Origin of the sequence: Bacillus cereus group sp. BfR-BA-01430 (assembly GCF_022663115.1) — a bacterium.
Lineage (GTDB): Bacteria > Bacillota > Bacilli > Bacillales > Bacillaceae_G > Bacillus_A > Bacillus_A cereus_BD.
In genome coordinates, this window is record NZ_JAKUEW010000001.1 from 384,078 (window position 1) to 409,247 (window position 25,170).

Here is a 25,170-nt window from a genome sequence, read left to right on the forward strand (position 1 = left end):
ATCAACTTTTAACTTTAGCGGAAGAAAAAGAAAATAGCAATGTAAAAAACAGGAGGAATGACCTCCTGTCTTTAAAAATTATAATTCTTTTATCATGATCACATGCGGTATATTTGCTTCTAAAAAAACATCAGAAACAGTTTGGTATCCTAATCTTTTATAGAAAGATTCCGCCTGTGTTTGCGCATGGAGTTTAAGCTTTCGTATCGCTTCTTCCTTGGCATATGTTTCGAGCGCATCCATAATGAGTTTTCCAATTCCTTTTTTGCGATAGGAAGGGAGAACGCATATGCGCTCTATTTTCCCGATGCCATCTACCATACGCATGCGCCCCGCTCCAACGGGAATGTCGATATCGTATATGACAACATGTTTGGCGATTTCTTCAAATTGATCATATTCTTCTTCGGCAGATACATGCTGTTCTTTCACAAAGACTTGTCTACGCACAGAGAATGCATCTTTCAGTTGTTGATCTGTTTGGACAAGTTGAGCCTTCAAATTATTTCTTCTCCTTTCCAAGGTGGAAGGTTTCGTGTACATTCCATGTTTCGTTTTCTAATTGATACAGGAGATGAAAACGATCGATTGTTTGTTCATAATAAAAATCTTTCATGCGCAAGCGTCCTAAAATGTCAGCATGCTCAGCATCAGATAACTTTTGGGCAATTGTTAAATGTGGTACGAAAGCATACTCGCGTTCTTGTGTAAGGAACCCTTTATGCATTTCTTCATTTAAGAATGTCAGTTCAGGTGTTTTTTCGACTTTAAAATAAATAACATTATTAACAGGGGCAAATGAGCCTACCTTTCCAACATGAAGGATGAAAGGATTCGTTTTATTTGCAATTGTACGCAATTCTTTCACAATCGTTTCTAATTGTTCTTCTGGTGCTTCAAAGGGTGCTTTTAATGTGATATGTGGCGGAACTAATGCATAATGCGGATCATAGCGCTTACGCAGTCCGTTCGCTTTATCTTGAATCATTTTTGACGGAAAAATTACAATGCCTAGTTTCATTTCTCAATTCCTCCCTTTGCAAGTCTAGTTAGATTTTTAAGAAAACAAATCTTTTTTATATTATATCAAATAATTCAGAATACTGCTGATTATTATTTCATTGATAGAATATGAGCAAAGGCTTTTGGTAAATCTATTTGCCAATATTTCCACGTATGATTCCCTTCAAACTCTTCGTAATGTGTGATGAAATTTCTTTCAGTCAGCAATGCATGTAGTTTTCGGTTCGGTTCGACGAAATCGGAAACTTGTCCATCTGTTCTTTCCACAGCTGTTTCCCCTGTCCCAATGACATGGTAAATATCCAATGCCTCGGGCTCTTTAAACTCTCGCACAAGGTTTAATACAGTTTCATCTACAAATGGAGATTGCATCACAACTTTACCAAATGTATGCGGATACATAAGTGCTGTCATAAAGGATACTGTACCGCCAAGTGAGTCTCCTATTAATACGCGACCTTTTCCCATTTGATATGTTGGATAATTTGCATCAATATACGGCGCTAATTCATGAGCAAGAAAGCGAATATATGCGTTGTTGTTCACTTCATTTGGAAAATATTTTTCTTTGCGGTCGTGTACATTTTTATATGGAATACCGACAATAATAGTACGGTCAATTTCTCCGTTTTCACGAAGGCGTTCAATCGCGCGATGTGCCTTCCCAAGTTGAAAATAATCTTTCCCATCTTGTGCAATAACGACAGTATGTTTGTGAAGAGGTGTGTAATTAGTTGGTAAGTAGACGAGCAATGTCATCTCTTCTTGAAGTGCTGTACTGAAAAATGAAATTTCTTCGATTCTCCCTATTGCCTGGTTCATGTAAATCCCCCTAAATAAAAATAGCGTATAGATATCCATTCCTTTTCCGACATATGAATCTAAGTAGCAGTGATAGCTGCATGCTCTTTTCCACTTAAAGATATATGTCATTTTATATTTTACCATAATAATAGAAAGAATCTAAAAAATTAGTATTTCAGTAAGAGAAGAAAAAAGCTATAATGAAGTTTGATTTTGATAGAAGAAGGGAGGCAATTTATATGAAAAAGGATAAATCAATCGCACTGCCATTAGCGGTTTCTATTATAGCGATCTCATTTGCAGCTATTTTCGTGAAGATGTCTTCAGCGCCATTTTCTATTTTAAGTATGTATCGCTTATGGATTATCACTTTCATTATGCTACCTATTGCGTGGAGGAAAAGGGAAGAATTTCGCAGAATTCAACAGAAAGACTGGTATTTTTTAATCGGATCAGGATTTTTTTTAGCGCTTCATTTTTTATTATGGTTTGCCTCTTTAAAGTTGACAACAGTTGCAAGCTCGACAATCATTTTAGCACTCCAGCCCATCGTATCCTTAGTAGGCGGTTTCTTTTTATTTAAGGAACGAACAACATATTCAGCAATCATCACGATGGGAATTGCTATTTTAGGTGTCATTTGTATTGGATGGGGCGATTTAGGCTTAAGTAAGCAAGCGATACTAGGAGATCTTTTATCCTTTTTAAGTGTCATCGCAGTCGTTGGTTACTTATTTATCGGTCAAACAACAGTGAAGAAAGTATCGCATTGGGTTTATAGCTTTACTGTTTTTACATTTGCAGGTCTTTTTATGGCCATTTATAACATAGTGATGAATGTGCCATTTACAGGATATTCAGCATGGGACTGGTGGATTTTTCTTTTACTTGCCATTGTACCAACAGCTTCGCATATGATAAATAACTGGCTGCTAAATTACGTGAATGCTACGACGATTTCAATGAGCATATTAGGAGAACCAGTTGGTGCATCGATCCTTGCCTTTTTCTTACTTGGAGAAAAGCTAAATAGTATGCAAATCATCGGCAGCGTCTTTGTCCTATTTGGTGTATTTCTTTTCTTATTACAAGAACAAAAGCGAAGATCAAACGGGTCAGTGAATGAAGCTGTATATACACAAGAATTGTAAGTGCTAGATTCATTATACTTTGATATGAGGTATGGTGAATCTTTTTAGATTGTAAAAAATATCATATAGTGGAATGACTCTTTTATTTAAAAAATGTTTTAGATTAGAAAAGATACTCTCTATGTGAAAGTATCTTTTTTTGTATAAGTATTTGGAAATAGTAGCGTTTTAGTAAAAGAAATAAAGGTGGTTTTTTTAGGAATTTAAAAAACTTTTTAATGGAGCATGTCGTCTAATCAATTGAAGGAGGAACTGATGTGGATGAATTAACAGCAGAGTTATTTGAAATAGAAGATAAGGAGGCTCTTATAGATGAGATAATGAACCAGTATGGACAGGAAATCTTACAACTTGTTTATTCATATGTAAATAATAAAGAAATTGCAGAAGATTTAACCCAAGATATATTTGTAAAATGTTATAAGTCTCTTCATACATACAAGGGGAAATCGAAGGTAAGAACATGGTTATGGAGAATTGCTATTAATCAGTGTAAGGACTATATAAAAAGTTGGTATAACAAGAAGGTAATCGTTACAGAAAACGAATCTACTTATATTGAGGTTCAAAAAGAAAGTGCTGAACAGACTGTTATTCAAAATGATGAGGATCGCAGGCTGGCTTCTGCCGTAATGAACTTACCAATAAAATATCGAGAAGTGATTTATCTCTTTTATTTTGAAGAATTGCCAATTAAAGATATTGCTATGGTACTAGAAGTGAAGGAGAATACGATTAAAACAAGGCTTAAAAGGGCTAAGGAACTTTTGAAGAAAGGATTGGAGGAATAATCAAATGGAAGAGCGATTAAAAGGGCTACGAAAATCAATGGAGAAAACAACCTTTAAACATTTGACTTTTTCTGATCAGCATCGTAAGCAGGTTTATGAAAAAATCAATAAACCATACGAAAATGAAGAAGATATCTTTTTAGCAGTGTTACAACTTCTCATCAATGAAAAAACAGGATATGAATTGGCAAGTCTATTACGAGGAAGAGGGATTCGAAAATTCGAAGAAAATGAAGGTTTTTTATACACTTTATTACATCGTCTAGAACAGAATCGCTTTATCCAATCAAGTTGGGATCATTCAGGAGCGAAATATTATCAATTAAATAATAAGGGAAGAAAGATACTACGAAAGGCAGAAAAAGATTTTGTAAAGACACGATTTATATGGAAAGAATTCATACAGGAGTGAGACAAAATTGAAGAAAAGAAGGGATCATTTTTTAAAAGAAGTCACCAATCATATTAAATCAAAAGAAGCAAAGAATCTTGTAGCAACTGAACTCGATTTTCACTTGAAGCAAGCTAAGAGCATGTGGATGAAGAAAGGATTAAGTGAGGCAGTTGCTGAAGACAAGGCAGTTGAACAAATGGGAAGTCCAATCAAACTTGGTCAAGAACTGAACAAACTTCATAAGCCAAAGGTTGATTGGTTGATTATTATGTTACTAGTAGCTGCTATGGGGATCGGTTTTTTGCCAATTGTAGCCTTTGGATATGCAAATGATTTACTAATAAATAAGGTGATATTTGTTATTCTCGGTGTTGCAACAGCTTTTGTGATGATGATGATTGATTATCGGAAATTAGAGAGACAGGGCTGGCTGTTTTACACAATTGGAGTACTCATCCTATTAGTGATCAGTTATTTTTCAAACGCTTCAATGAAAGGAGAACCGTTCATACAAATTGGTCCCATTACAATTGAATGTTTAATGGCAGTGCCGTTCTTTTTTCTAGCTTGGGCTTCTTTTTTTAATAATAATAGATTAAAGGTTATGCATCTTGTGATATTGTATTTGTTTTCTCTGTATCTATTCTTAACTACATCAATTCTTGCAACAATTTTTATTTATATCATAATGGTATTTGTTATGCTTTGGTGGAGTAAGTTAGGGAAGAAAAAGGCATGGATTATTACTATTGTACCAATTTGTTTATTGATTATCATTTCTTGGTCTACAGTAAAAGAATACCGGATAGCTAGAATTTTAGGCTACATAAACCCAGAAAAAGATGCAGGGGGCGCAGGGTTTATGTATTTACGTTTAAAAGAGGTAATGTCGTCAGCAGGTTGGTTTGGTACATATGGAAATATAAAGTCTATCCCTGCTGCACATACTGATTTTGTGTTTGCAAGCTTGACTTACTATTATGGATATTTGTTTGCACTTATCCTTGTCTTGATTTTTTCCTTTTTTGTAGTAAGGATAATGATCATATCTTATCAAATAAATAGTCATTATGGTAAATTGCTTCTTGTTGGTGGAATGACTCTTTTTGTAGTTCCGTTCATTTACAACATTGGAATGATCGTAGGCTTATTGCCAATCATTTCTATATCACTACCTTTTATTAGTTATGGATTAACGCCAACTTTATTTCATACTCTTTTAATAGGGATTGTGTTAAGTGTGTATCGACGTAAAAATTTGCTATCAAGCTGTTGTATGTAATATTTTTTATATTTATAAATTTCATATAGGGGAGGGGGAATTTATTGGAATTTCCATCGAAAAAAGATGTTTGGTTATATTTTCTTTTTATTCTCTTGATTGGTGCATGTTTTACTCCGATTGTTATAGGAAGAGAGCACTTTCTTTTATTTTTCACGATACCGCTTGCAGCACTTCTTATTTGGAGTTGGTTGACAACGAAGTATATTGTCGAGGAAGATCGAATCATGATTCAATCCGGATTTCTGAAAAAAAGTATTTCAATCAAAGATATTAAAACCATTTCGTATACAAAAAATCCTCAAGCAGCTTATGCCTTATCATTTCAGCGACTTGAAATTCTTTATGGAGCATATGAAACAGAACTTATTTCTCCTCAAAATGAGATGGAATTCATTTCTTTAGTAAAAAGTAAAAATCCTCAAATCCAAAATAAAAAAAGCGGTTTTTGAAAACCGCTTTTTTTATTTCGGATTTGTCATATACGGTTGTACGTGTACAATGCATAAATCACGAAACTTTCCTTCAGTCGATGTTACGATAATTACGGCTTTTCCAGCTGATTTTCCTGTAATGGTGACTGTATTTCCTTTTGGAAATAATGTGATGATGTTCGAGTTCATATTTGTCCATATTACCTCTTTATTGGTTGCGTTCTCTGGTAAAACAGAAGCCGATAATTCGATACTTTGTCCAGCTTTCATTTTTATTTTCTGTTTTTGTATGTGAACACCAATTACGGGAACAACAGAAGGAGCGATGGAAAGGTTTCGTTGAATGTTGAGACAGGAAGCGGAAGCAGAGGTGTTTGTGATAGGTGCAAGTTTCCTTATGTTTTGTGGCTGTAAAGATGCTAACATATTGTAGTCTCCTTTCTGCATGAGTATTGTTAGTAATACTATAAAGGAAGAGTGTTATGGTACATTTAACGAAACATAAAGAATTTGTTAAGTTAAAGAAGAAAATTGTCGAAGTACCCGCGAAGTGAAAAGAACCTCCACTTTTATAAGATGGAGGTTCGTATTTGTGTCTTATACAGTTTTCTCAAATTCTTCAAACTGTTTTTCGACTTCTTTTGAAGGGGTTGTGAATAAGCTGACAATTACAATGACAAGCAAGCTTATCGCGAACCCTGGAATCATTTCATATAAGAAGTCTTTTAAAAATTGAAATTGCGTCCACGTAATAACAGTTGCCGCTCCAGCAATCATACCAGCGAGCGCACCCCATTTTGTCATACGTTTCCAATATAAACTTAATAAAATAGCAGGACCAAATGAAGATCCAAAACCAGCCCACGCATATCCAACAAGTGCCAGAATTGTGTCGTTTTGTTTATATGCCAATCCGCATCCAATCAGTGCAATAACGAGAACCGCCATACGACCGACAAAAACAAGTTCTTTATCAGAAGCAGAACGTTTAAAGAATGTTCTATATAAGTCCTCTGTTACTGCGCTTGAAGTGACGAGAAGTTGAGATGAGATTGTACTCATAATTGCTGCTAAAATGGCGGCTAGTAAAAATCCAGTAATGAGTGGATGGAATAAAATCCGTCCTAATTCAAGGAAAATTGTTTCCGGATTAGCTAATGTTAAATTATGTTTTGAATAATAAGCAATACCAATAAGGCCGGTAAACATAGCTCCAATAACAGAGAAAACCATCCAGCTCATACCAATTCGGCGTGCGCTTTTAATTTCTTTAACAGAAGAAATGGCCATAAAGCGTACGATAATATGAGGTTGTCCAACATAACCAAGACCCCATGCAAATAAGGATATAATGCCTAATACAGAAGTGCCTTTAAAAATATCTAACAATGTTGGATCGATGGATTGAATGGTATGAAATGCAGAACCAAGTCCATTTACCTTCATGATTGTTACGGTTGGAACAAGAATAAGTGCTACTACCATAATGATACCTTGCACGAAGTCCGTCCAGCTTACTGCTAAGAAACCACCAAATAATGTGTAAGCGACAACAACACCTGCGACAATAAATAATCCAATATGATAGTTAATACCAAATGAATTTTGGAATAAGATAGCACCTGAAACCAATCCAGAAGCTACATAAAAAGTAAAGAAAATCATAATAACAAGTCCAGATACAAGTCGTAACATATGAGATTTGTCGTGGAAACGATGTTCTAAAAATTCTGGGATAGTAATAGAGTTATTTGCAATTTCAGAGTAGGTACGTAAGCGAGGAGCAACATAGATCCAGTTTGCGTATGCGCCAAGTGTCAGGCCAATCGCAATCCAGCTACTACTTAATCCAACGCTAAACATTGCACCGGGTAAGCCCATTAAAAGCCAACCGCTCATATCGGATGCTCCAGCACTTAAGGCTGTTACTGCGGGGCCTAGTGTACGCCCGCCAAGCATATAATCTGTTAAGTTGGATGTTCGTTTATAGGCGAAATAGCCAATTAGTAACATCCCGAGCATGTAGATAGAGATCGAAGTTAAAGTTAACATCTGCGTACTCATGTAGTTCCCCTTCCTTTTGTAATGTCTGTTGATGAATTTACATATTTATAATCTATCATGATTATGGTAGAAAATCCACACATAAATACGAATTTTCAGAAATGTAAGCGTTTTTTGATAAGGTTTTACTTTTAGAATATATAATTTTCTGACATAGAACCTTTATTTTAATAGAGTATTTATTATATTTACATAAAAATAGGTTGTTTTGTCAATATAATATTGAATGAATAAAAAAATAAAATTTTTTAAAAAGTATTGACTTATAAGAAAAATGAGAATTATAATAAGTGCAACTTAACAAAATATAAGCGTTGATGAAGAGGAGTACATATTATGAACATGTCAGAGAGCTGATGGATGGTGCAAATCAGTATGGAATTAATATGGAATGGACTTCGGAGCTTCCAAACCGAACCGAAAGAAGTAGGCTTTGGCGACATGATCTCATCGATATAAGAGACACGTATTATGTTTGATACGATTAAGTGCGTTACAATTGTAACGAATGAAGGTGGCACCACGGGAGTACCCGTCCTTTTTATAGGATGAGTACTCCCTTTTTGTATGGAAATAGTAAATAAGTGAAATCGTTGAGTAAGAAGAGTACGCATGATGGAGACGTTCCAGAGAGCTGGGGATAGGTGGGAGCCCAGTGCGGTGCCAGATGCGGAATGGGCTTACGAGAGGTTTGCTGAACAGAGATAAGTAGGCAACCCGGGTTCCGCCGTTACAAGGATAAGGTATAGATTTGTACCTGAATAAAGCGGGATGTTTCTTACATCCAAATGAGGTGGTACCGCGGTAAATTTATCGCCCTCTACATATTTCGATATGTAGAGGGCTTTTTTATTTTGAGACAGAGGTGAAAGGTATGATGACAAAAGAGGAGGAAAGAGTATGAATGATTATCTTCGTAAATTAGTAGAGGGAGTCAATTTAACAGAACAAGAAATGTATGAAGCGGGTCTATCGTTATTAAGTGAAGATAGATTAGAAAGTGAAATTGCCGCCTTTTTAGTGCTATTAAAAGCAAAGGGAGAAACGGCTGATGAAATATATGGATTTGTTCGAGCTTTAAGGGAAAAAGCATTGCCATTGACAAGTCATATAAAAGGAGTGATGGATAATTGCGGAACAGGTGGAGATGGAGCAGGGACGTTTAATATTAGTACAACATCGGCATTTGTGCTTGCCGGGGCTGGCGTGAAAGTGGCAAAGCATGGGAACCGAGCTATATCTAGCAAAACGGGAAGTGCCGACTTATTAGAAGAACTTGGTGTCAATCTTACATGCAAGCCAAAAGAAATTGATAATGTACTAGAAAAAGTAGGGATCGCTTTCTTATTTGCCCCAGTGATGCATCCGGCGCTTACACGAATGATGAAAATAAGAAAAGAACTGAATGTACCAACGATTTTTAATCTTATTGGACCTCTTACGAATCCGCTTGATTTAGAAACGCAATTCGTCGGTATATACAAGCGAGATATGCTGATCCCTGTAGCAGAAGTATTACAAAAACTCGGCCGGAAACAAGCGGTTGTTATAAATGGAGCTGGTTTTTTAGATGAGGCATCTTTGCAAGGGGAAAATCACGTTGTAATTTTAAAAGACCACAAAATTACGAAAGAGACAATTGTTCCAGAAACATATGGATTTTCACGAATAAAGAATGAAGAAATAAGAGGCGGTACCGCAAAAGAAAATGCTCATATTACAAGGGGCGTGCTCAGCGGAGAAAAGAACGTCTACCGCGATATTGTTTTGTTAAATGCAGGAATTGCTTTATTTGCAAGCGGAAAAGCAAAAACAATTGAAGAAGGAATTTCTTGTGCTACTTATAGCATTGATTCAGGCAGTGCATTAGCGAAATTGAATGCTTTAATTGTAGCTAGTAATCAGAAGTTAGAGAGGGTGAACTAAATGGAAACCATATTAGAAACAATTATGAAGCAGAAGAGAAAAGAAGTAGAGAAGCTGTATGAAACATATACCCCTATGAAAAAAAAGAGAAACATAGGCTCACTTGCCGAAGCGTTACAGCAATTTACAGTAATCGCAGAAGTAAAGCGGGCGTCTCCCTCTAAAGGAGATATTCACTTACATGTCGATGTCCAAAAGCAAGTACAAATGTATGAAAAGTGCGGCGCGGGAGCTATTTCAGTTTTAACAGACGAAACGTTCTTTAAAGGTTCTTTTCACGATTTAGAAACAGCAAGAATGCATAGTACAATCCCGCTTTTATGTAAAGATTTTATTATGGATCGTATTCAAATTGACCGCGCATATGAAGCAGGAGCGGATCTTATTTTACTCATTGTTGCAGCTTTACCATCAGAAAAGTTACGAGCGTTATATCAATATACAACTGAGCTTGGTTTAGAAGCTATTGTCGAGGTTCATAACGAAGCGGAGTTGGAAATCGCTCTAGAATTAAAACCACATGTGATTGGAGTTAATAATCGCAATTTGAACACATTTGAAGTCAACCTACGCACTACGGAAAGGCTAGGAAACCGATTGAATGAGGAAAAAGTACTTTGGATTAGTGAAAGCGGTATGTATACGAAAGAAGATGTAGCGCGCGTGAAAGAAGCTGGTGCGAAAGGAATTCTCGTTGGAGAAGCTCTTATGAAAGCCCCGTCTGTACACAAATTCTTTCATTCATTGCAGGTGATAGGATGAAAGTGAAAATTTGCGGCATTACGGATTTAGAAACAGCAAAGAAAGCTTATGAATATGGGGCAGATGCAGTTGGATTTGTATTTGCAAGCAGCAAGCGGAAAATACGTCCAGAGCAGGTGAAAGAAATCACTTCGGAATTACCAGCTGATGTGATGAAAATTGGTGTTTTTGTAAACGAATCAGTCGAAAGGATGGAGGGAATCGCCGCGTATTGTAAGTTAACGCACATACAATTACATGGAGATGAGAACGATCACCTCATAAAAAGATTGAATATTCCGTCTATAAAGGCGGTTGGCATCGGAAATAGACAAGATGTCGAACAAATAAACCGTTATGAAACAAATTACATTTTATTTGATAGTCCAAAAGAAACGTTTCGCGGCGGAAATGGAAAAACATTTTCTTGGGAGTTGCTTACGGAGTTACCGAAAAATTTACGGAAAAAGAGTATATTAGCTGGCGGTTTGCACGTTGACAATATAGAAGAAGCGATTCGCATCGTGCAGCCGTATATGGTCGATGTAAGTAGCGGTGTTGAGACGGATGGTAAGAAAGATCTTGAGAAAATAAAGCAATTTATAAGAAAAGTAAAGGAGTGTTCCATATGAAATACGCATATCCTGATGAAAAAGGTCATTACGGTATATATGGAGGACGATACGTTCCGGAAACGCTTATGCAATCTATTTTTGAATTGGAAGAAGCATATCAAGAAGCGATACAAGATAAATCCTTTCAGCAGAAATTAGCGAACTATTTACAAACATATGTAGGAAGGGAAACTCCGCTTTATTTTGCCGAAAATTTAACGAAACATTGCGGCGGGGCGAAGATTTATTTAAAGCGTGAAGATTTAAACCATACAGGTGCTCATAAAATTAACAATACAATTGGGCAAGCGCTTTTGGCAGTGAGAATGGGGAAAAAGAAAGTTGTGGCGGAAACAGGAGCTGGTCAACACGGGGTAGCAACAGCGACTGTATGTGCGTTGCTCGGATTAGAGTGCGTCATTTTTATGGGCGAAGAAGATGTAAAGCGGCAAAAATTAAATGTCTTCCGAATGGAACTGTTAGGGGCGAAAGTGGAAAGGGTGGCAGCAGGAAGTGGAACGTTAAAAGATGCTGTAAACGAAGCGCTTCGTTACTGGGTTGCGCATGTCCATGATACGCACTACGTCATGGGATCTGTGCTTGGACCGCACCCATTTCCGCAAATTGTCCGTGATTTTCAAAGTGTAATTGGGAAGGAAACAAAGAAACAATATAAGGCATTAGAAGGAAATGTACCAAAAGCAGTTGTTGCTTGCATTGGCGGCGGTAGTAATGCAATGGGCATGTTTTATCCGTTTGTCGAAGATGAAGAAGTTGCCCTATACGGCGTAGAGGCAGCAGGAAAGGGAATTGATACAGAGAAACATGCTGCGACCTTAACGAAAGGAAGCATAGGCGTTTTGCACGGCTCGATGATGTATCTCCTGCAAAATGAAGAAGGACAAATTAAAGAAGCGCATTCGATTTCAGCAGGGCTAGATTATCCGGGTGTTGGTCCAGAGCATAGTTTCTTAAAAGATATGGGGCGTGTTTCGTATCATTCTATTACAGATGCAGAAGCGTTAGAGGCTTTTCAATTATTAACGAAAAAAGAAGGGATTATTCCAGCATTAGAAAGTTCACATGCTGTCGCATATGCTCTCAAGCTCGCACCGACTATGAAACGAGAAGAGGGACTTGTCGTTTGTTTATCAGGACGCGGTGATAAAGATGTCGAAAGTATAAAACATTATATGAAAGAGGTGTAAGAAATGGGAGTAGAAAACATTCAATTCGCATTTGAACAGGGAAAGAAAGCATTTATTCCGTATATAATGGGCGGGGACGGCGGCTTAGACGTATTAAAAGAGCGACTTCGTTTTTTAGACAAAGCAGAAGCAAGCATGGTGGAAATCGGTATCCCGTTTTCCGATCCAGTCGCCGATGGACCGACAATACAACGAGCTGGAAAACGAGCATTAGATGGTGGTGTAACGCTTGAAGGCATTCTTCAAGCATTAGCGGAAGTAAGAGAACACGTAAAGATTCCATTTGTACTTATGACATATTTCAATCCCATATTGGCATTTGGAAAAGAACGCTTTATTAAAAAATGTCTGAAAGCTGGTATCGATGGAATCATCATTCCTGATTTACCGTATGAAGAACAATCAATCATTGCACCGCTCCTTCACGATGCGAATATCGCGCTCATTCCGCTTGTTACAGTAACGAGCTCAGCTGAGCGAATAAAAAAGATTACGCGGGAATCGCAAGGCTTCGTATATGCCGTAACAGTAGCAGGCGTGACAGGAGCTAGACGGGATTTCCAACAAGATATGTATCGTTACTTGGAAACAGTAAAGGCACATGTTCATCTCCCGGTAGTTGCGGGATTTGGAATTTCAACAACGAAGCATATTAAGGAAATGATGACTGTCTGTGATGGAGTTGTAGTAGGAAGTAAAATGATTGAACTATTAGAAATGGAACAGCACGATGAAATTAGCAAACTTATTGGTGCAGTTAAATCACCTAAATGAAAATAGTTATCGGTGATTGCGCACTATATATCGGCGCAACTTTAAAAATAACGGCGTTTCGACAAAGAATATCGACCAAACGATATATAATGACAAAAGAGGCTACCTGCTTAGGAGCCTCTTTAGAAAATTTACTGCTCGAAGAATTGAATATTCCGACATCTGTTATATAATAGTTACAATTGTATTTTATAAGAAATGAGATGATGGTATGGATGTATTACTAGCCCTTATTCCGATTCTGATGATTTTTATTTGTTTATTTCTGTTTAAACAAACATCATTAAAAGCATCGCTAATTTCTTATGCTATATGTACGGGCATCGTGTTATTAACACCGATGTTTCGTCTGCAAATCGGAGAAGTGGTGCATGCAACGATTAAGGGTGGATTAATTTGTTTTATCGTCGGATATGTTTTGTTTTTTGGTATTCTTTTATTTCACCTCATGAACAAAATGGGGTATATCGATCAAGCGGCAAAGTTTATGAAACAAGTGACAAAAGATCGTTTGTTACAAATGTTACTGATGTGCTTTGGAATTTGTCCGCTTATTGAATCAGTAAGTGGATTTGGTATCGGTTTTATGGTAGCGGCACCTATTTTTCTTTCGCTTGGTTATAAGCCGTTTCAAGCTGTTTTATTATCGTTTATCGGCTTACTAGCAAGTTCATGGGGAGCGATGGCAACGGGAACCATTATTGGAGCACAGCTTGTTCATATGCCGCTCGTTCAGTTTGGAACTAGCACAGCATTGTTAAGTATTCCTTTCTTTGCATACTTTATTATTCTTTCTTTATATGTCGTTGGCGGATGGCAAGCAGTGAAACAAAAATGGAAAGAAGGATTCGGCTTTTTTCTCTTGTTTTCTATTTCTATTTATCTTTCAAATGCATATGTAAGTGTCGAGTTAGCTGGTATTTTAAGTTCAATTGTAACGATTGCATTTAGTTTAGTTATAATAAAAATGACCGCGAAACAAGAGAGTGGAATGTTATCAGAACATGCAGCAACGATAGAGCGAGAGCCTTCCATTGTTAAGATTATGAGTCCGTATCTCTTTTTAACGGTTTGTATTTTACTATCTCGCCTCGTTCCTGCTTTCCATCATACATTACAATCTTACGCTGTTTTACATTTACCATCTTACTCTTATAAACTAGAACTACTATATTCCCCTGGATTTTGGCTTGGTGTTACTTGTTTATTTACTATTTTTGTCTTTCGTGTACCATTTACGATTATAAAAGAATCGTTATTTCAAACGGTAAAACAATGGATTCCGTTTGCGATTACAACGACAATGTTTATTGCCATTTCAGAACTAATGGGAGCAGCAGGAATGCATTCCTTGTTAGCGGACGTAGCAGGAAATACATTTGGAACGTTATTTGTCTTTATAGCACCTTTCATCGGTGGAATTGGCGGCTTTTTAACAGGAAGCAATGCTGGATCCAATGCGATGTTTATTAACCTGCAAATGCAAACAGCACAAAACGTGGGATTGCCGTGGCAATATGTTACAAGTCTACAAAATACGGCATCATCAGTAGCAACCATTGCCTGTCCATCGCGGATTACACTTGGAGCTTACTTATGTAATATTCCGTTTCGCGAAAATGAGTTATTGAAGAAAACAACACTCATGATTTTCGGCGCAGTGTTGATTGTAGGTATCGAGGTCCTTATTTGGTATATATTCTAATAAATTACTTAAAAAAATCCTCTGTCATAGGAGGATTTTTTTTTTACAATGAGTAATTTATAAAAGAACAAACGTTTCTATTAAACAAAGAGGAGAGGATCCCCGTGCCGCTAAAAAACTATGGTGTATGAAAAGGAAAAGCAATACAGTCTATGAGTGGAAAAGGGAAAACACCTCATTATCAAGTTCATCCAATCTATTTATAATAGTATTTATTATCATATCACTTTGTTTACAAATTGCTAGGGCATGTTTTGTCTTCCTTTACATATATTAATCTTATAGCAGCTTAGAACATGCATATAAAGGGGGAGATGGAATGACATGTCCAAATTGTCATATGGAGAATACCGCTCATGCAAAGTTTTGTGGGTATTGCGGGCATGCTTTAACCGAGCTCGCAGAAGAACAAGTGGGAAGAAATGACAATTCGGAAAAACGAACCAATGAAATGCTAGAGCAAGTAAAGGAATTTGTAAGCGGGTATTTTCATTTCTATAAAAATGCAATGAAAGCTCCTTCAGCTATTATGAAAAGTGGATCCATTGAAGGGAGAAATGGAATAACAAGTCTTATTTTCATTTGTTTTTTATTTACGCTTGTTTTCTATCGCATTATGAATGAGACGACATGGATGACAATGAGCCTTATGCCTGAAGCACCCCCTCCTTCATTGTTAGGAGAATCTATTAAAATCTTTTTCTTTCTTCTTGTTTTCTTCCTCTTTATTGGATTTATTATTTTTATAAGTGGTAAGTTGATGCAGTCATCTTTTTCTTTTTGGGAGACGTTAGGAGTATGGGGAACAGTATCAACACCAGTTGTTACGATGCTCATTCTTTCCTTTTTATTTAGCTTTTTAACCGTTTTTCTAACCATGTTATTTTTAGGAATGGCTGTAACACTTATGAATGTAGGGGTTATTGTTTCGATATTTAGACTAGATCGAGGTGGATTAGATCCGGTTTATACACTAATTATCGCAAATATTCTTATTTCCATTGCAGGATGGCTTGTATTTTGGTCTTATATAAAAATAGTCGTTCATCTGTTAACTGGTTGGTTTATGAATTTTTTCATGTGAAAGGTACAGTAGCGATGGTGCGCTTGTACCTTTTTTTAATGGAAAGAGCAGGACATTGGTGAAAAAAGAAAGCAAATATTATACTTTGTATAAGAAAAAGGTGTTATTTGTAGAAAATCTGGAAAATGTAAAGAGTAGAGTAAAAGGAAGGAGTGGTATGGTGAAGTATGTAATTATTGGTGGAGATGCTGCTGGTATGAGTGCGGCGATGCAAATTATTAGAAATGATAAAGATGCAAATGTGATTACGTTAGAAAAAGGAGAAATTTATTCTTATGCCCAGTGCGGACTCCCATATGTAATAAGCGGAGCAATTTCTTCTACAGAAAAATTAATTGCGCGCGATGTGAAAACATTTCGTGATAAATATGGGATTGATGCAAAAGTACACCATGAAGTAACAAAGATTGATCCGGAACGTAAAATAGTGCATGGAATACATACAGATACAAAAGAGGAATTTCAATACGAGTATGATCGCTTATTAATTGCAACAGGAGTTAGACCTGTTATGCCAGATTGGAAAGGAGCTCATTTACAAGGCATTCACCTTCTCAAAACGATTCCAGATGCTCATCACATATTAGAGACGTTACAAGAGAGAAATGTGGAACAAGTGACAATTATCGGTGGTGGAGCGATTGGTCTTGAAATGGCGGAAACATTTGTAGAACTTGGAAAAGCGGTGCGAATGATTGAAAGAAACAATCATGTCGGTACAATTTATGATGCGGATATGGCAAAGTATATACATGAGGAAGCAGAGAAGCATGGAATTGAAATTTTAACAAATGAAAATGTGAAAGCTTTTAAAGGGAACGAAAAAGTAGAAGAAATTGAAACAGATAAAGGGACATATAAAACGGATCTTGTCTTAGTATCAGTAGGAGTAAAGCCCAATACAGATTTTCTTGCAGGAACGAATATACGTGTAAATCATAAAGGAGCGATAGAAGTAAATGCTTATATGCAAACAAATGTGAAAGATGTGTTTGCAGCTGGAGATTGCGCGACTCATTATCATGTCATAAAAGAAATACAAGATCATATTCCAATCGGGACAACTGCAAATAAACAAGGACGACTTGCGGGATTAAATATGGTTGATAAACGAAGAGCATTTAAAGGAACGCTTGGTACAGGAATCATTCAATTTATGGGACTTACACTTGCAAGAACCGGTTTAAATGAAAAAGAAGCAACCGGATTGAATTTACCATATGAAACGGTAAAAGTAGATTCGACAAGCATCGCTGGTTATTATCCGAATGCGGCGCCGCTTCATGTGAAATTATTGTATCGCTCAGATACGAAACAGTTACTTGGGGGGCAAGTAATTGGAGCGGAAGGTGTAGATAAACGAATTGATGTAATCGCAATGGCACTTTTTCATAAGATGAGTATTCATGACTTAGAAGATGTGGATTTAAGCTATGCCCCGCCGTATAATAGCGTTTGGGATCCAATCCAACAAGCAGCTCGGCGCGTGAAATAATACTTCTTATCGAATGGCTATTTTTCAGATTCACTCTTGAAAAATATAGTGTTTATCGATTATATTTTCATATAGTATTCATTTTTACATAATGAAGAAGCGCTAGTGTTCATGCAGGAGGATTAAAAATGGCAATTAATTTAAAAACAGTAGAAGAGTGGATCGAAGAAGCAAACGAACGACATGAAGAAGACTTTGGAGAAGTGATTCAAGAATTAAAAGAATTATGTATTGGGATTGATCATGCTACATTAATTTATCCGAAGCACGTATTTTGCTTTGGGAAAAAAGTAGAAGTCTTCTTTTTCTTCCAAGATCATGTTGTAATTGGACAAGCAAAAGAAGAGTATATTGAAGTGGAAAAACTAAAGTATGATGATATGACAGACGTGAATTTAAAAACAAATGACAAAAATACAACATTACAGTTGAAATTTTCTAATGGAAAATCTATTTTGTTAGATAGCTTAAATGATAATTGTGGTTCAAAGAATTGGCTATTTGCAAGACAAATTAAGAGCATTTTTAAATTAATTTAACGAAAAAAGCAGACGAAACAACGTCTGCTTTTTTGATTGTCACTATTTGTCGAGCGGTCGATATTCTCTGTCAAATCGCCAATATTTTTAAAGTTGCGCCGATATATGGTGTACAATCGCTGATAAAAGTACCAGTTGCGCCGATATAATTTCATGTACCAAGGCTTTTATCATGTACATCGAACAGATTTTAGCTATGCAAATTGCCTTTTAACCAATTGCGTGGTCGATAAAAGCCAACTGGAATTTGGATGAGAGTTGTTTTTCGCGTTCCATCCATTTTATATAATTGATCACAAAGATTAACATCGAAACCTAAAAGGGGATGACCACCCATGCCCATTGCAGTGGCAGCTAAGAGGAGCTTTTGAACAAGTATGCCAGCTTCCATTTGCTGCATGCGGTACCCTCTATAGCCAAATGGATCTTTCATATAGTCTGTATTGCCGATAACATGAATGCAAAGTGGAACTTGATATAAGTTGACATTATCCATTGTTAGGCTGGAATGCAGGAGATGACGATGATCTCCAGGAGCAATGGATTCTAGTGCATGTGCATCGCTATTATAGGAATACGCTCCGCTAGGTAACCCGTCTATATGAGAAAAGCAGCCGTATAAGGAAACGCGTGCTTTCGGACTCTTGTCGCTGTTATCTATGTCATTTTGGTAAGAAAAAGAAGAAGCGGTTTCTTGCAATAACGTAGCAAGCTCAGTGACATTCCCTTTTTTTAAGAAAAAATCGCCCTCTGGTGAATAACGTTTTTGGCAAACAGTTTTAAAATCATAAGATAATTGCTCTACTTTAGGAAGTGGGAAACTGTCTTTATCATACGTAGTAACGGCTTCGTTTCGTAATGTTCGAAATTGCTCAGTTGTTTCGAACATAGAGGCTTCGTTTATTTTTAGAATCATTGGATATTCAGTTACATGTTTTGAACGAACAAAGTGTTCATGTTGTAAAATAGGGAGTTGCTTCAATAAGTCGTTAGATGTGACGTTTGGTAGTGTTAGAGGATTGCGCCAAGTAGATTCATTCGATAAAGGAATAATAGCATATACGCTCTCTTCCTCTTCAGAAAGTCCAAGTAAATGATTGATCGCCCGGTCTAAAAACTGATAATATACGCTAGTTGTATAGCCAAATTGTTTGGAAGACTCCAGTAATTGTCCGATAAGAACACCGGTATCTAGACTGTGGAGCCGATAGGAAAAATGATTGTATTTAAAGAAGTTTTTCCAAAACATTGTCGAAACAAAGACAGTGCCAAAGCATGCCGATATGTCACAGCGATCGCCAAGTGATTTTTCAAGATAAGAGTCAAAGTTTCCAGCGCGAAGTAAGAGAAGACGATGGTGCGTAACATCATAATGATAAATTCCTTGTGGATAATCTTCAATCTTTAAATAGATATATAATTCGTTTGGATATAAACCTCCCCCAGAGGGGAGAAATCTTCGAAATACATGGACGTTATGCTTAAAAGAAGGTTGACATAACTTTGTTAATCCAAATGTATACCAAAGAAAATGGCCAATGTTTGTAATAGTAGGGTTGCTACATATCTGTTGATTTCTTACTGTTAATGGGACTTCTAGAGAAAGAGGAATACTCGGTAACCCTCGGTATAATTTATAGGGAAGCGGGGCATCTTCCCAGTTTACTTCTTGATTGTGAGGCATAATTTCATCGACCGAAAAATGTAAATGATGAAGAAATGTATCTAGTTGCATCTCGAATGAACCTCCTTCATCGTCATCCCCCACTAACATAAGTTGGTGGGGGAGAGTAGGTTATGGAAAAGGATGCGGATGTGGATTTAACTGTTCAAATGTAAGAGACTGATCAACATATCCTAGTTTCATCGGTACAGTCAATACTCTTTCTAGGCCGGTTATACGGGTTAAATGATGACCAAATGTCATCGGTAACATACCGGGAATTAGTACTTTTACGCAAGATAACCCGTTTTTCTCTATGAGTGGAACAGTTTGATCAACGACAATAACATCAAGGCCTGCATGATGCAATCGAGTTAAAAGATGGGATAAATCTGATGTTAAATTTTTATTGATGGATTTTAAATGATTCATCTCTTTAAATGTTTGTAGCGGCTGATGAGTATCCAATAAAAACTGAAGACGCTCTTCCGCTTCTGGTAATCCATATAGCATACTGTGGTCTTCCATTTTTGTCACAAGATAAGGGTCTTCTAAACATTGTTCATATGTTTTTCGATTTGTTTCAAGATTTTCATCCATAATGAGTAACATACCGGCTAGTTCGTGAATTGCACTTTTCACAGCGCGCACAGGATCCATATGAGCGCCACCTGCGCAGACGAGATTCATACCACTTTTCCTCGTATTTTTAGCGATTGCCCATATGCTTGGGATGCCGTGTTCCATTGTTGCATTAAATACATGTAATTCATAGCCTGTAATCGCCTGCATTCGAGCCATCATAAGTTGTAATTCTATATCCTCTGAAGAGCGAAGATCGATGCGCGGTAATGGTAATTGTGCATACCAAGTGAGTAAGAAAGAGTCGCGTTCTATCACTTCTAAAATGCCGTGGAAAATAGCTTCTTCTATACTGCCGCCAATCGCGCATCCATTTGAAGTTTCATAGACAAAAGCATCTTTATGTCCTAAGCTGTAATAGGCAAGTGATTCTGGAACTAAAACGGAGCGATTTTGTAATAGTGAGTATCCCCATACCCAATTTTGCGAATGATCAGGATCAAATGGTTTGAATGGGAATCCATCCCGATTATAATGTTCGTCTGTATGTACACCAACTGTAAGAGGATTGATAGCGATATCTTCAAAGTCTCGGTAACGCCCATAAACATTTGTCCGTTTCCCGCGCGGAGCCATTCCACAGTAGCGTTCTAAACCTTCCAAAATTGCGGTTGCTTCGCTTATTTTATATGAATGTGTCCGTCCAGCAACACCTTCATTTCCTAATATTAAAGGCATATTGACAATGACATCAGCAAATGGCAGAAGGGAATGCTGCATTTTGTTATTTAACAGTCCCGTTCTCTGATTTAAATAATCTTTCTTTAAACATATGCTTAAATCGTCTATGGAGCGGCAACGGTAACTTTCGCGGTTCGTTTTCAAACTTGGTTTGATTTGCAAGATAGCAGCTTCTTCAGAATCATTTGGCACCGTCCCGCATACCGGACAGAGAGGGTCTGGAAGAAAAGGATGGCGTGAAGATTGGAACGTTTGTAAGTTCAGGAATATGAGTTCATCTGATAAGGAAGTATGCTCTTCTCGCTGTATGTTCTCGATTTCAGCATGAATAAGATAGGACATGTGCAGCAGACCGATTGGTGTTGCACATATATCCCGCTTTGTCATTTGGTCTGTCTGGAAAGAATATGTTCGTTGTAATTCCCACATCTCTTTTTGATCGAATCCAGCTGTAAACCGCCTTGCATCAGCACATTGGGAACATCCTGATTGATTCGGTGTCACATAGGGACCGATAATGCCTTCTCCAAATGAAGTGAAGGCGCGAAGCCATGGAATATGAGCGGATCGAAATCGTTCTTCCGCTTGATGATGAATGGAAAGAGGAAAGCCATCATGTAGTACAAGGGCGAGACGAGTCTGCTCTGGGATACATTCTTCTAGCGTATGTTGATGAATGGTAGGGTAGTGAGCAGACAATTGCATATCTACATAATCAGCAAGTACGCCATCTCCGACAATTAATAATGTAAAATCTAGCATTCGTCTACCTCCTCTTTTATAACTACGCCGAACACACCGCTTAAACCGTCTTTAAGAAATGGTTCAATAGATAAATCAAGAATATATGGATAAAGGTCCTGTTCTTTTAATTTCTGTAAAGCATTTTGCAAAGTAGAAAGACTTGGAATGGCTTCTTCTGTTTGGATTTTCATTTTACATGGTTCTCTATCCAGCATACGGATAGAAGAATCCCATAATATATGAGACCGATAAGGAGCTTCTTCGTTTTGAAAATGGAACAGAGCTTGTTGCAATGCGTTTCTTAATGCCAAAGTTACATTAAAGTGAGCGCTACCGTACCAATTATGATGTGCTTGAACCCAAATGACAGGAAAGCCATATAAATCTTCAGCCATCCCAATTGTAGGCTCTTCGCATGCGATGCGAAGAGCATCGAAATAAAAGCGGCACTGTTTATCATCAATCTCAGTAAGCTCTAAGGGGGTCATTTCTTCCGGTTTGCTTTTTTGCCTCATACATAATTGATGTGAAAAATAATGCTGAAAAGCGCGGTGGATACCTTCTGTCATCGTTTCTCCAGCTCCAATTCCAATAAACTCTTCTTGCTCAGGAAGAAGAAAGTCAATCATTTTGGAGACATATGTTTCAATTCCAGTTAGACCTGCTGAGCGGCGCGCTTCATCATGAGTGAATCCATTACAAATAATGGGAGGGAGGGGTGTTGTTGGTCCTTCTGATAATGGATCTGCGATTTGAATATAGCACTGTGACAAAGGAAGTTGTTGTAAGTCATCTTCTTCCCACATATGAAAAATACCGGACGTTCTGGAAGTTAGCTTGTCAAAAAAGTGAAAAAGTTCATGGGAATGATTGCGCTCGGCATCTTGTTCTAGTTTCTCGTCGATCTCTGTTAAAAGTTCGAACGTCACACAATTGCTCGTTGTAAGGGGATGTGTAACGAAAGAATGCCAATTTCCTTCAAGTGTCTCTAAATCGAGTAAAAAGAATTGGTCGTTTGTTTCTCGAGTTGAAGCGCCAGTAATCTCTTTAAATAGCTCAAAAACAATTACATTTGCTAGCATCGCACCAGCGGTAGGAGAGAAGGAACCTTCCCATTCGTTTGGATGAAGAGCTGTTTCATGAATGCGATGCCATGCAGATTCCCAACTTTGCTTACAGTCAGAAGTGATGATGGGACCGACTAAGCCGACTTTTTCTAAATAAATAGCAGGGATAAAGTTTTTCTTCTCTTTTCGGCAAATAGAATCGAGTAGACGCAGTTTATCGATATTCCCATTTTGAGATACATATACAATCCAATCAAAAGGTTCAAAAGCTTCTGCTAAGGAACAATCTATCGTCGTATCGATTTCCTGAATAGCGATATCTGGATCAGCTGATTGTGCTTCTTGGATGAGTTCGTCTAGTCTCGCCAAGTTTGTTGCATCTCGATCTGTAATTAAGTAATGAAACGTAGGTAAACCAGATGTTAGTAAAGAAGCAACGAGTGAGATAAACATAGGACCAGATCCAATTGCTAACACGTTTGCTTGCCGATACGTTTGAAAATGTAAGGCGCCAGAAGGGGACGACGCTTCTAAAAATTCAATTTGTGATGCATATCTTTCTAAAAGTGTATCATCTAATTGATGCGGAGCATTTTGACTAACGTCGCGAACAAAACCATTTGTATATAAAAGCTCACCAATTTCAAATACTCTCTTTTGATAAGGAAGAGGGAGTCCGTTCGTTAGTTCTTCTAGTGTATGTTTACCGTTAAACATCGGCATTAATTTTTCAATCCATTCGTAGATGCCATCTCCTTGCATCCGAAATGAGCTGGCATTATTTCGAAAATAGACACCTCCGTCTCGGTCGGGGAGGAAAAAGGTATCTTGATTCATTTTCAGCTTTGCAGAAGGTGGGAAATTACTCATTACATTACCTCCTAATTATCTCATGTTTAGGCATACATTATGAGTGTATGTATAATAAATTGTCCGTTATGAGTGCGGAAAGAATGGAGATTGCGAAATAAAAAACCAGATGAAAGATTGTCCTCTTTCATCTGGTTTCTATCATCTAGAAAGTCTATCAACCTTCTAATAATAATGATTTTGGATCTTCGAGCATTTCTTTTACTGCTACAAGGAAGCTAACTGCTTCTTTACCGTCGACAATACGATGGTCATAAGATAAAGCAATGTACATCATTGGACGGTTTTCCATGCGTTCATTATCAATTGCAACTGGTCTTACTTGAATTTTGTGCATTCCAAGAATACCGACTTGCGGAGCATTCAAAATTGGTGTTGACATAAGGGAACCGAATACACCGCCGTTTGTAATTGTGAATGTGCCACCTTGTAGTTCTTTTAATGTAAGTTTATTATCGCGAGCTTTTTTACCTAGGTCACGAATATCTCTTTCAATTTCAGCGAAGTTTAATTTATCTGCATCGCGTACAACTGGAACAACTAATCCATCTGGAGCAGCTACAGCGATACCGATGTCATAGAATTTTTTAACAACAAGCTCATCGCCTTGAATTTCAGCATTTAATAGTGGGAATTGTTTTAATGCTGCAACAACTGCTTTTGTAAAGAATGACATGAAGCCAAGACGAACATCATGTTTTTTCTCAAATGCTTCTTTGCGTTCTTTACGCAATTCCATAATCGCAGTCATATCCACTTCGTTAAATGTTGTTAACATAGCAGATGTTTGTTGAACTTCAACAAGTCGTTTTGCAATTGTTTGACGGCGGCGGGACATTTTTACACGCTCAACTGGTTTGTCAAACTCAGTTGTTACAGCTGGTTTTGGACTTGTTTTTTCTTGTTTTGGTTCTGCTTTCGGAGCTGCAGCATGTGCTTGTACATCATGTGGTCTCACGCGGCCAAGTGGATCCGTACTGCGCACTTCATTTAAATCGATACCTAATTCACGTGCCATTTTTCGGGCAGCAGGTGATGCGATCGGGCGGTCTGTATTTGGAAGACCTTGTAATGCTGTTTGACTTGGCGCAGCACTTGGAGCCTCAGCTTTTGGAGCTACTGTAGCTTCTTCTTTTGGTTGTTCTGGAGCAGCTGGTGTACTTGCTGCAGCCGTACCGTTTTCATCTAAAATTGCAATGACGTCGCCAATTTCAACTGTATCTCCCGGTTCTCCTAATAGTTTTGATACAATACCTGAATCTTCTGCAATGATTTCAACATTGACTTTATCAGTTTCTAGCTCAACAACGCTGCCACCTTTTTCAACTTTGTCGCCTACGTTGATTAGCCATTGTGAAATAGTTCCTTCTGTAATAGATTCTGCAAGCTCAGGTACTTTAATTTCGATCATTTTAAATGTCCTCCCCTTATTTGCCTAACGGTGTGTTTTCTTTTTTTGGTAATCTCCAAGTTT

At 37.4% G+C, this 25,170-nt stretch carries 23 protein-coding genes, 1 pseudogene and 2 other annotated features; of the genes and pseudogenes, 15 read left to right on the top strand and 9 right to left on the bottom strand.

All coding sequences use genetic code 11. The annotated features are described in order from the left end of the window. Nucleotides 1-78: 78 nt before the first annotated feature. The 3 genes from MR058_RS01980 to MR058_RS01990 all read right to left on the bottom strand — a co-directional run bounded on the left by MR058_RS01980 (nt 79) and on the right by MR058_RS01990 (nt 1,845). Entirely contained in the window at nt 79-501 is a 423-nt protein-coding gene (locus tag MR058_RS01980; RefSeq protein WP_242142356.1) for a GNAT family N-acetyltransferase, read from the bottom strand. Nucleotide 502: 1 nt separating this feature from the next. Then, nucleotides 503-1,021: a YjcG family protein gene (locus MR058_RS01985; protein WP_242142358.1), complete on the bottom strand. Its 519-nt coding sequence runs from the start codon at nt 1,019-1,021 to the stop codon at nt 503-505. A 92-nt stretch (nt 1,022-1,113) separates the two neighbouring features. After that, nucleotides 1,114-1,845 carry an alpha/beta hydrolase gene (locus tag MR058_RS01990; protein WP_242142360.1) on the bottom strand — a complete coding sequence of 244 codons (732 nt, stop codon included), beginning with the start codon at nt 1,843-1,845 and terminating at the stop codon, nt 1,114-1,116. Nucleotides 1,846-2,066: 221 nt separating this feature from the next. On the opposite strand from MR058_RS01990, the gene MR058_RS01995 reads away from it, so the two are divergent. From MR058_RS01995 to MR058_RS02015, 5 genes are all read left to right on the top strand, one after another. Then, the gene (locus MR058_RS01995) at nt 2,067-2,978 is read left to right on the top strand and encodes a DMT family transporter (RefSeq protein WP_242142361.1); all 912 of its coding nucleotides are present in this window, start codon (nt 2,067-2,069) and stop codon (nt 2,976-2,978) included. 257 nt (nt 2,979-3,235) lie between these two features. Then, nucleotides 3,236-3,769: a sigma-70 family RNA polymerase sigma factor gene (locus MR058_RS02000; protein ID WP_242142363.1), complete on the top strand. Its 534-nt coding sequence runs from the start codon at nt 3,236-3,238 to the stop codon at nt 3,767-3,769. Nucleotides 3,770-3,773: 4 nt separating this feature from the next. After that, a complete protein-coding gene (locus tag MR058_RS02005) occupies nt 3,774-4,181 on the top strand; it encodes a PadR family transcriptional regulator (RefSeq protein WP_242142365.1) in 408 nt (135 codons plus the stop codon). Nucleotides 4,182-4,188: 7 nt separating this feature from the next. Then, nucleotides 4,189-5,445 carry an FtsW/RodA/SpoVE family cell cycle protein gene (locus MR058_RS02010; protein ID WP_242142367.1) on the top strand — a complete coding sequence of 419 codons (1,257 nt, stop codon included), beginning with the start codon at nt 4,189-4,191 and terminating at the stop codon, nt 5,443-5,445. Nucleotides 5,446-5,489: 44 nt separating this feature from the next. Beyond that, nucleotides 5,490-5,897 carry a PH domain-containing protein gene (locus tag MR058_RS02015; RefSeq protein ID WP_242142369.1) on the top strand — a complete coding sequence of 136 codons (408 nt, stop codon included), beginning with the start codon at nt 5,490-5,492 and terminating at the stop codon, nt 5,895-5,897. A gap of 12 nt (nt 5,898-5,909) precedes the next feature. On the opposite strand, the gene MR058_RS02020 is transcribed toward MR058_RS02015, so the two are convergent. Together MR058_RS02020 and putP are read right to left on the bottom strand one after the other, a co-directional pair. Next, nucleotides 5,910-6,305 carry an Ig-like domain-containing protein gene (locus tag MR058_RS02020; RefSeq protein ID WP_242142371.1) on the bottom strand — a complete coding sequence of 132 codons (396 nt, stop codon included), beginning with the start codon at nt 6,303-6,305 and terminating at the stop codon, nt 5,910-5,912. Between the two features lie 171 nt (nt 6,306-6,476). Then, on the bottom strand, nt 6,477-7,943 hold the full coding sequence (gene putP / locus MR058_RS02025; RefSeq protein WP_242142373.1) for a sodium/proline symporter PutP: 1,467 nt from the start codon (nt 7,941-7,943) through the stop codon (nt 6,477-6,479). Between the two features lie 305 nt (nt 7,944-8,248). Beyond that, nucleotides 8,249-8,486: a binding site (T-box leader), on the top strand. 41 nt (nt 8,487-8,527) lie between these two features. Further along, nucleotides 8,528-8,767 (top strand) — a binding site (T-box leader). A 76-nt stretch (nt 8,768-8,843) separates the two neighbouring features. Here putP and trpD point away from each other — a divergent pair. From trpD to MR058_RS02075, 10 genes and pseudogenes are all read left to right on the top strand, one after another. After that, complete coding sequence (gene trpD, locus MR058_RS02030) at nt 8,844-9,869, top strand: anthranilate phosphoribosyltransferase (RefSeq protein WP_242142375.1); 1,026 nt, start codon at nt 8,844-8,846, stop codon at nt 9,867-9,869. Continuing rightward, entirely contained in the window at nt 9,870-10,631 is a 762-nt protein-coding gene (gene trpC, locus MR058_RS02035) for an indole-3-glycerol phosphate synthase TrpC (RefSeq protein WP_242142377.1), read from the top strand. Next, nucleotides 10,628-11,242, top strand: a complete 615-nt coding sequence (locus tag MR058_RS02040; protein WP_242142379.1) for a phosphoribosylanthranilate isomerase — start codon at nt 10,628-10,630, stop codon at nt 11,240-11,242. Before trpC ends, MR058_RS02040 begins: the two co-directional genes overlap by 4 nt. After that, nucleotides 11,239-12,432 (top strand): tryptophan synthase subunit beta, encoded by a 1,194-nt coding sequence (gene trpB / locus MR058_RS02045; RefSeq protein ID WP_242142381.1) that lies wholly within the window; start codon nt 11,239-11,241, stop codon nt 12,430-12,432. The genes MR058_RS02040 and trpB overlap by 4 nt, the downstream gene beginning before the upstream one ends. A 3-nt stretch (nt 12,433-12,435) precedes the next feature. After that, nucleotides 12,436-13,206 (top strand): tryptophan synthase subunit alpha, encoded by a 771-nt coding sequence (gene trpA, locus MR058_RS02050; RefSeq protein ID WP_242142384.1) that lies wholly within the window; start codon nt 12,436-12,438, stop codon nt 13,204-13,206. Between the two features lie 211 nt (nt 13,207-13,417). After that, nucleotides 13,418-14,911, top strand: a complete 1,494-nt coding sequence (locus tag MR058_RS02055) for an L-lactate permease (RefSeq protein WP_242142386.1) — start codon at nt 13,418-13,420, stop codon at nt 14,909-14,911. 104 nt (nt 14,912-15,015) lie between these two features. Then, nucleotides 15,016-15,102 (top strand): annotated as a pseudogene (locus tag MR058_RS02060) (DUF2278 domain-containing protein); the annotation flags it as partial. Nucleotides 15,103-15,230: 128 nt separating this feature from the next. Then, on the top strand, nt 15,231-15,995 hold the full coding sequence (locus MR058_RS02065) for a zinc ribbon domain-containing protein (RefSeq protein WP_242142388.1): 765 nt from the start codon (nt 15,231-15,233) through the stop codon (nt 15,993-15,995). A gap of 160 nt (nt 15,996-16,155) precedes the next feature. Next, nucleotides 16,156-17,490: an FAD-dependent oxidoreductase gene (locus tag MR058_RS02070; protein ID WP_242142389.1), complete on the top strand. Its 1,335-nt coding sequence runs from the start codon at nt 16,156-16,158 to the stop codon at nt 17,488-17,490. Nucleotides 17,491-17,618: 128 nt separating this feature from the next. Next, nucleotides 17,619-18,029 carry a DUF3908 family protein gene (locus MR058_RS02075; protein WP_242142391.1) on the top strand — a complete coding sequence of 137 codons (411 nt, stop codon included), beginning with the start codon at nt 17,619-17,621 and terminating at the stop codon, nt 18,027-18,029. 190 nt (nt 18,030-18,219) lie between these two features. Here MR058_RS02075 and MR058_RS02080 read toward each other — a convergent pair whose 3' ends face one another. The 4 genes from MR058_RS02080 to odhB all read right to left on the bottom strand — a co-directional run bounded on the left by MR058_RS02080 (nt 18,220) and on the right by odhB (nt 25,107). Then, entirely contained in the window at nt 18,220-19,764 is a 1,545-nt protein-coding gene (locus tag MR058_RS02080; protein WP_242142393.1) for a SagB family peptide dehydrogenase, read from the bottom strand. 60 nt (nt 19,765-19,824) lie between these two features. Then, on the bottom strand, nt 19,825-21,777 hold the full coding sequence (locus MR058_RS02085) for a TOMM precursor leader peptide-binding protein (protein WP_242142395.1): 1,953 nt from the start codon (nt 21,775-21,777) through the stop codon (nt 19,825-19,827). Beyond that, complete coding sequence (locus MR058_RS02090; protein WP_242142398.1) at nt 21,771-23,696, bottom strand: putative thiazole-containing bacteriocin maturation protein; 1,926 nt, start codon at nt 23,694-23,696, stop codon at nt 21,771-21,773. The genes MR058_RS02085 and MR058_RS02090 overlap by 7 nt, the downstream gene beginning before the upstream one ends. A gap of 157 nt (nt 23,697-23,853) precedes the next feature. Next, the gene (odhB, locus tag MR058_RS02095; RefSeq protein WP_242142399.1) at nt 23,854-25,107 is read right to left on the bottom strand and encodes a 2-oxoglutarate dehydrogenase complex dihydrolipoyllysine-residue succinyltransferase; all 1,254 of its coding nucleotides are present in this window, start codon (nt 25,105-25,107) and stop codon (nt 23,854-23,856) included. Nucleotides 25,108-25,170: the final 63 nt, after the last annotated feature.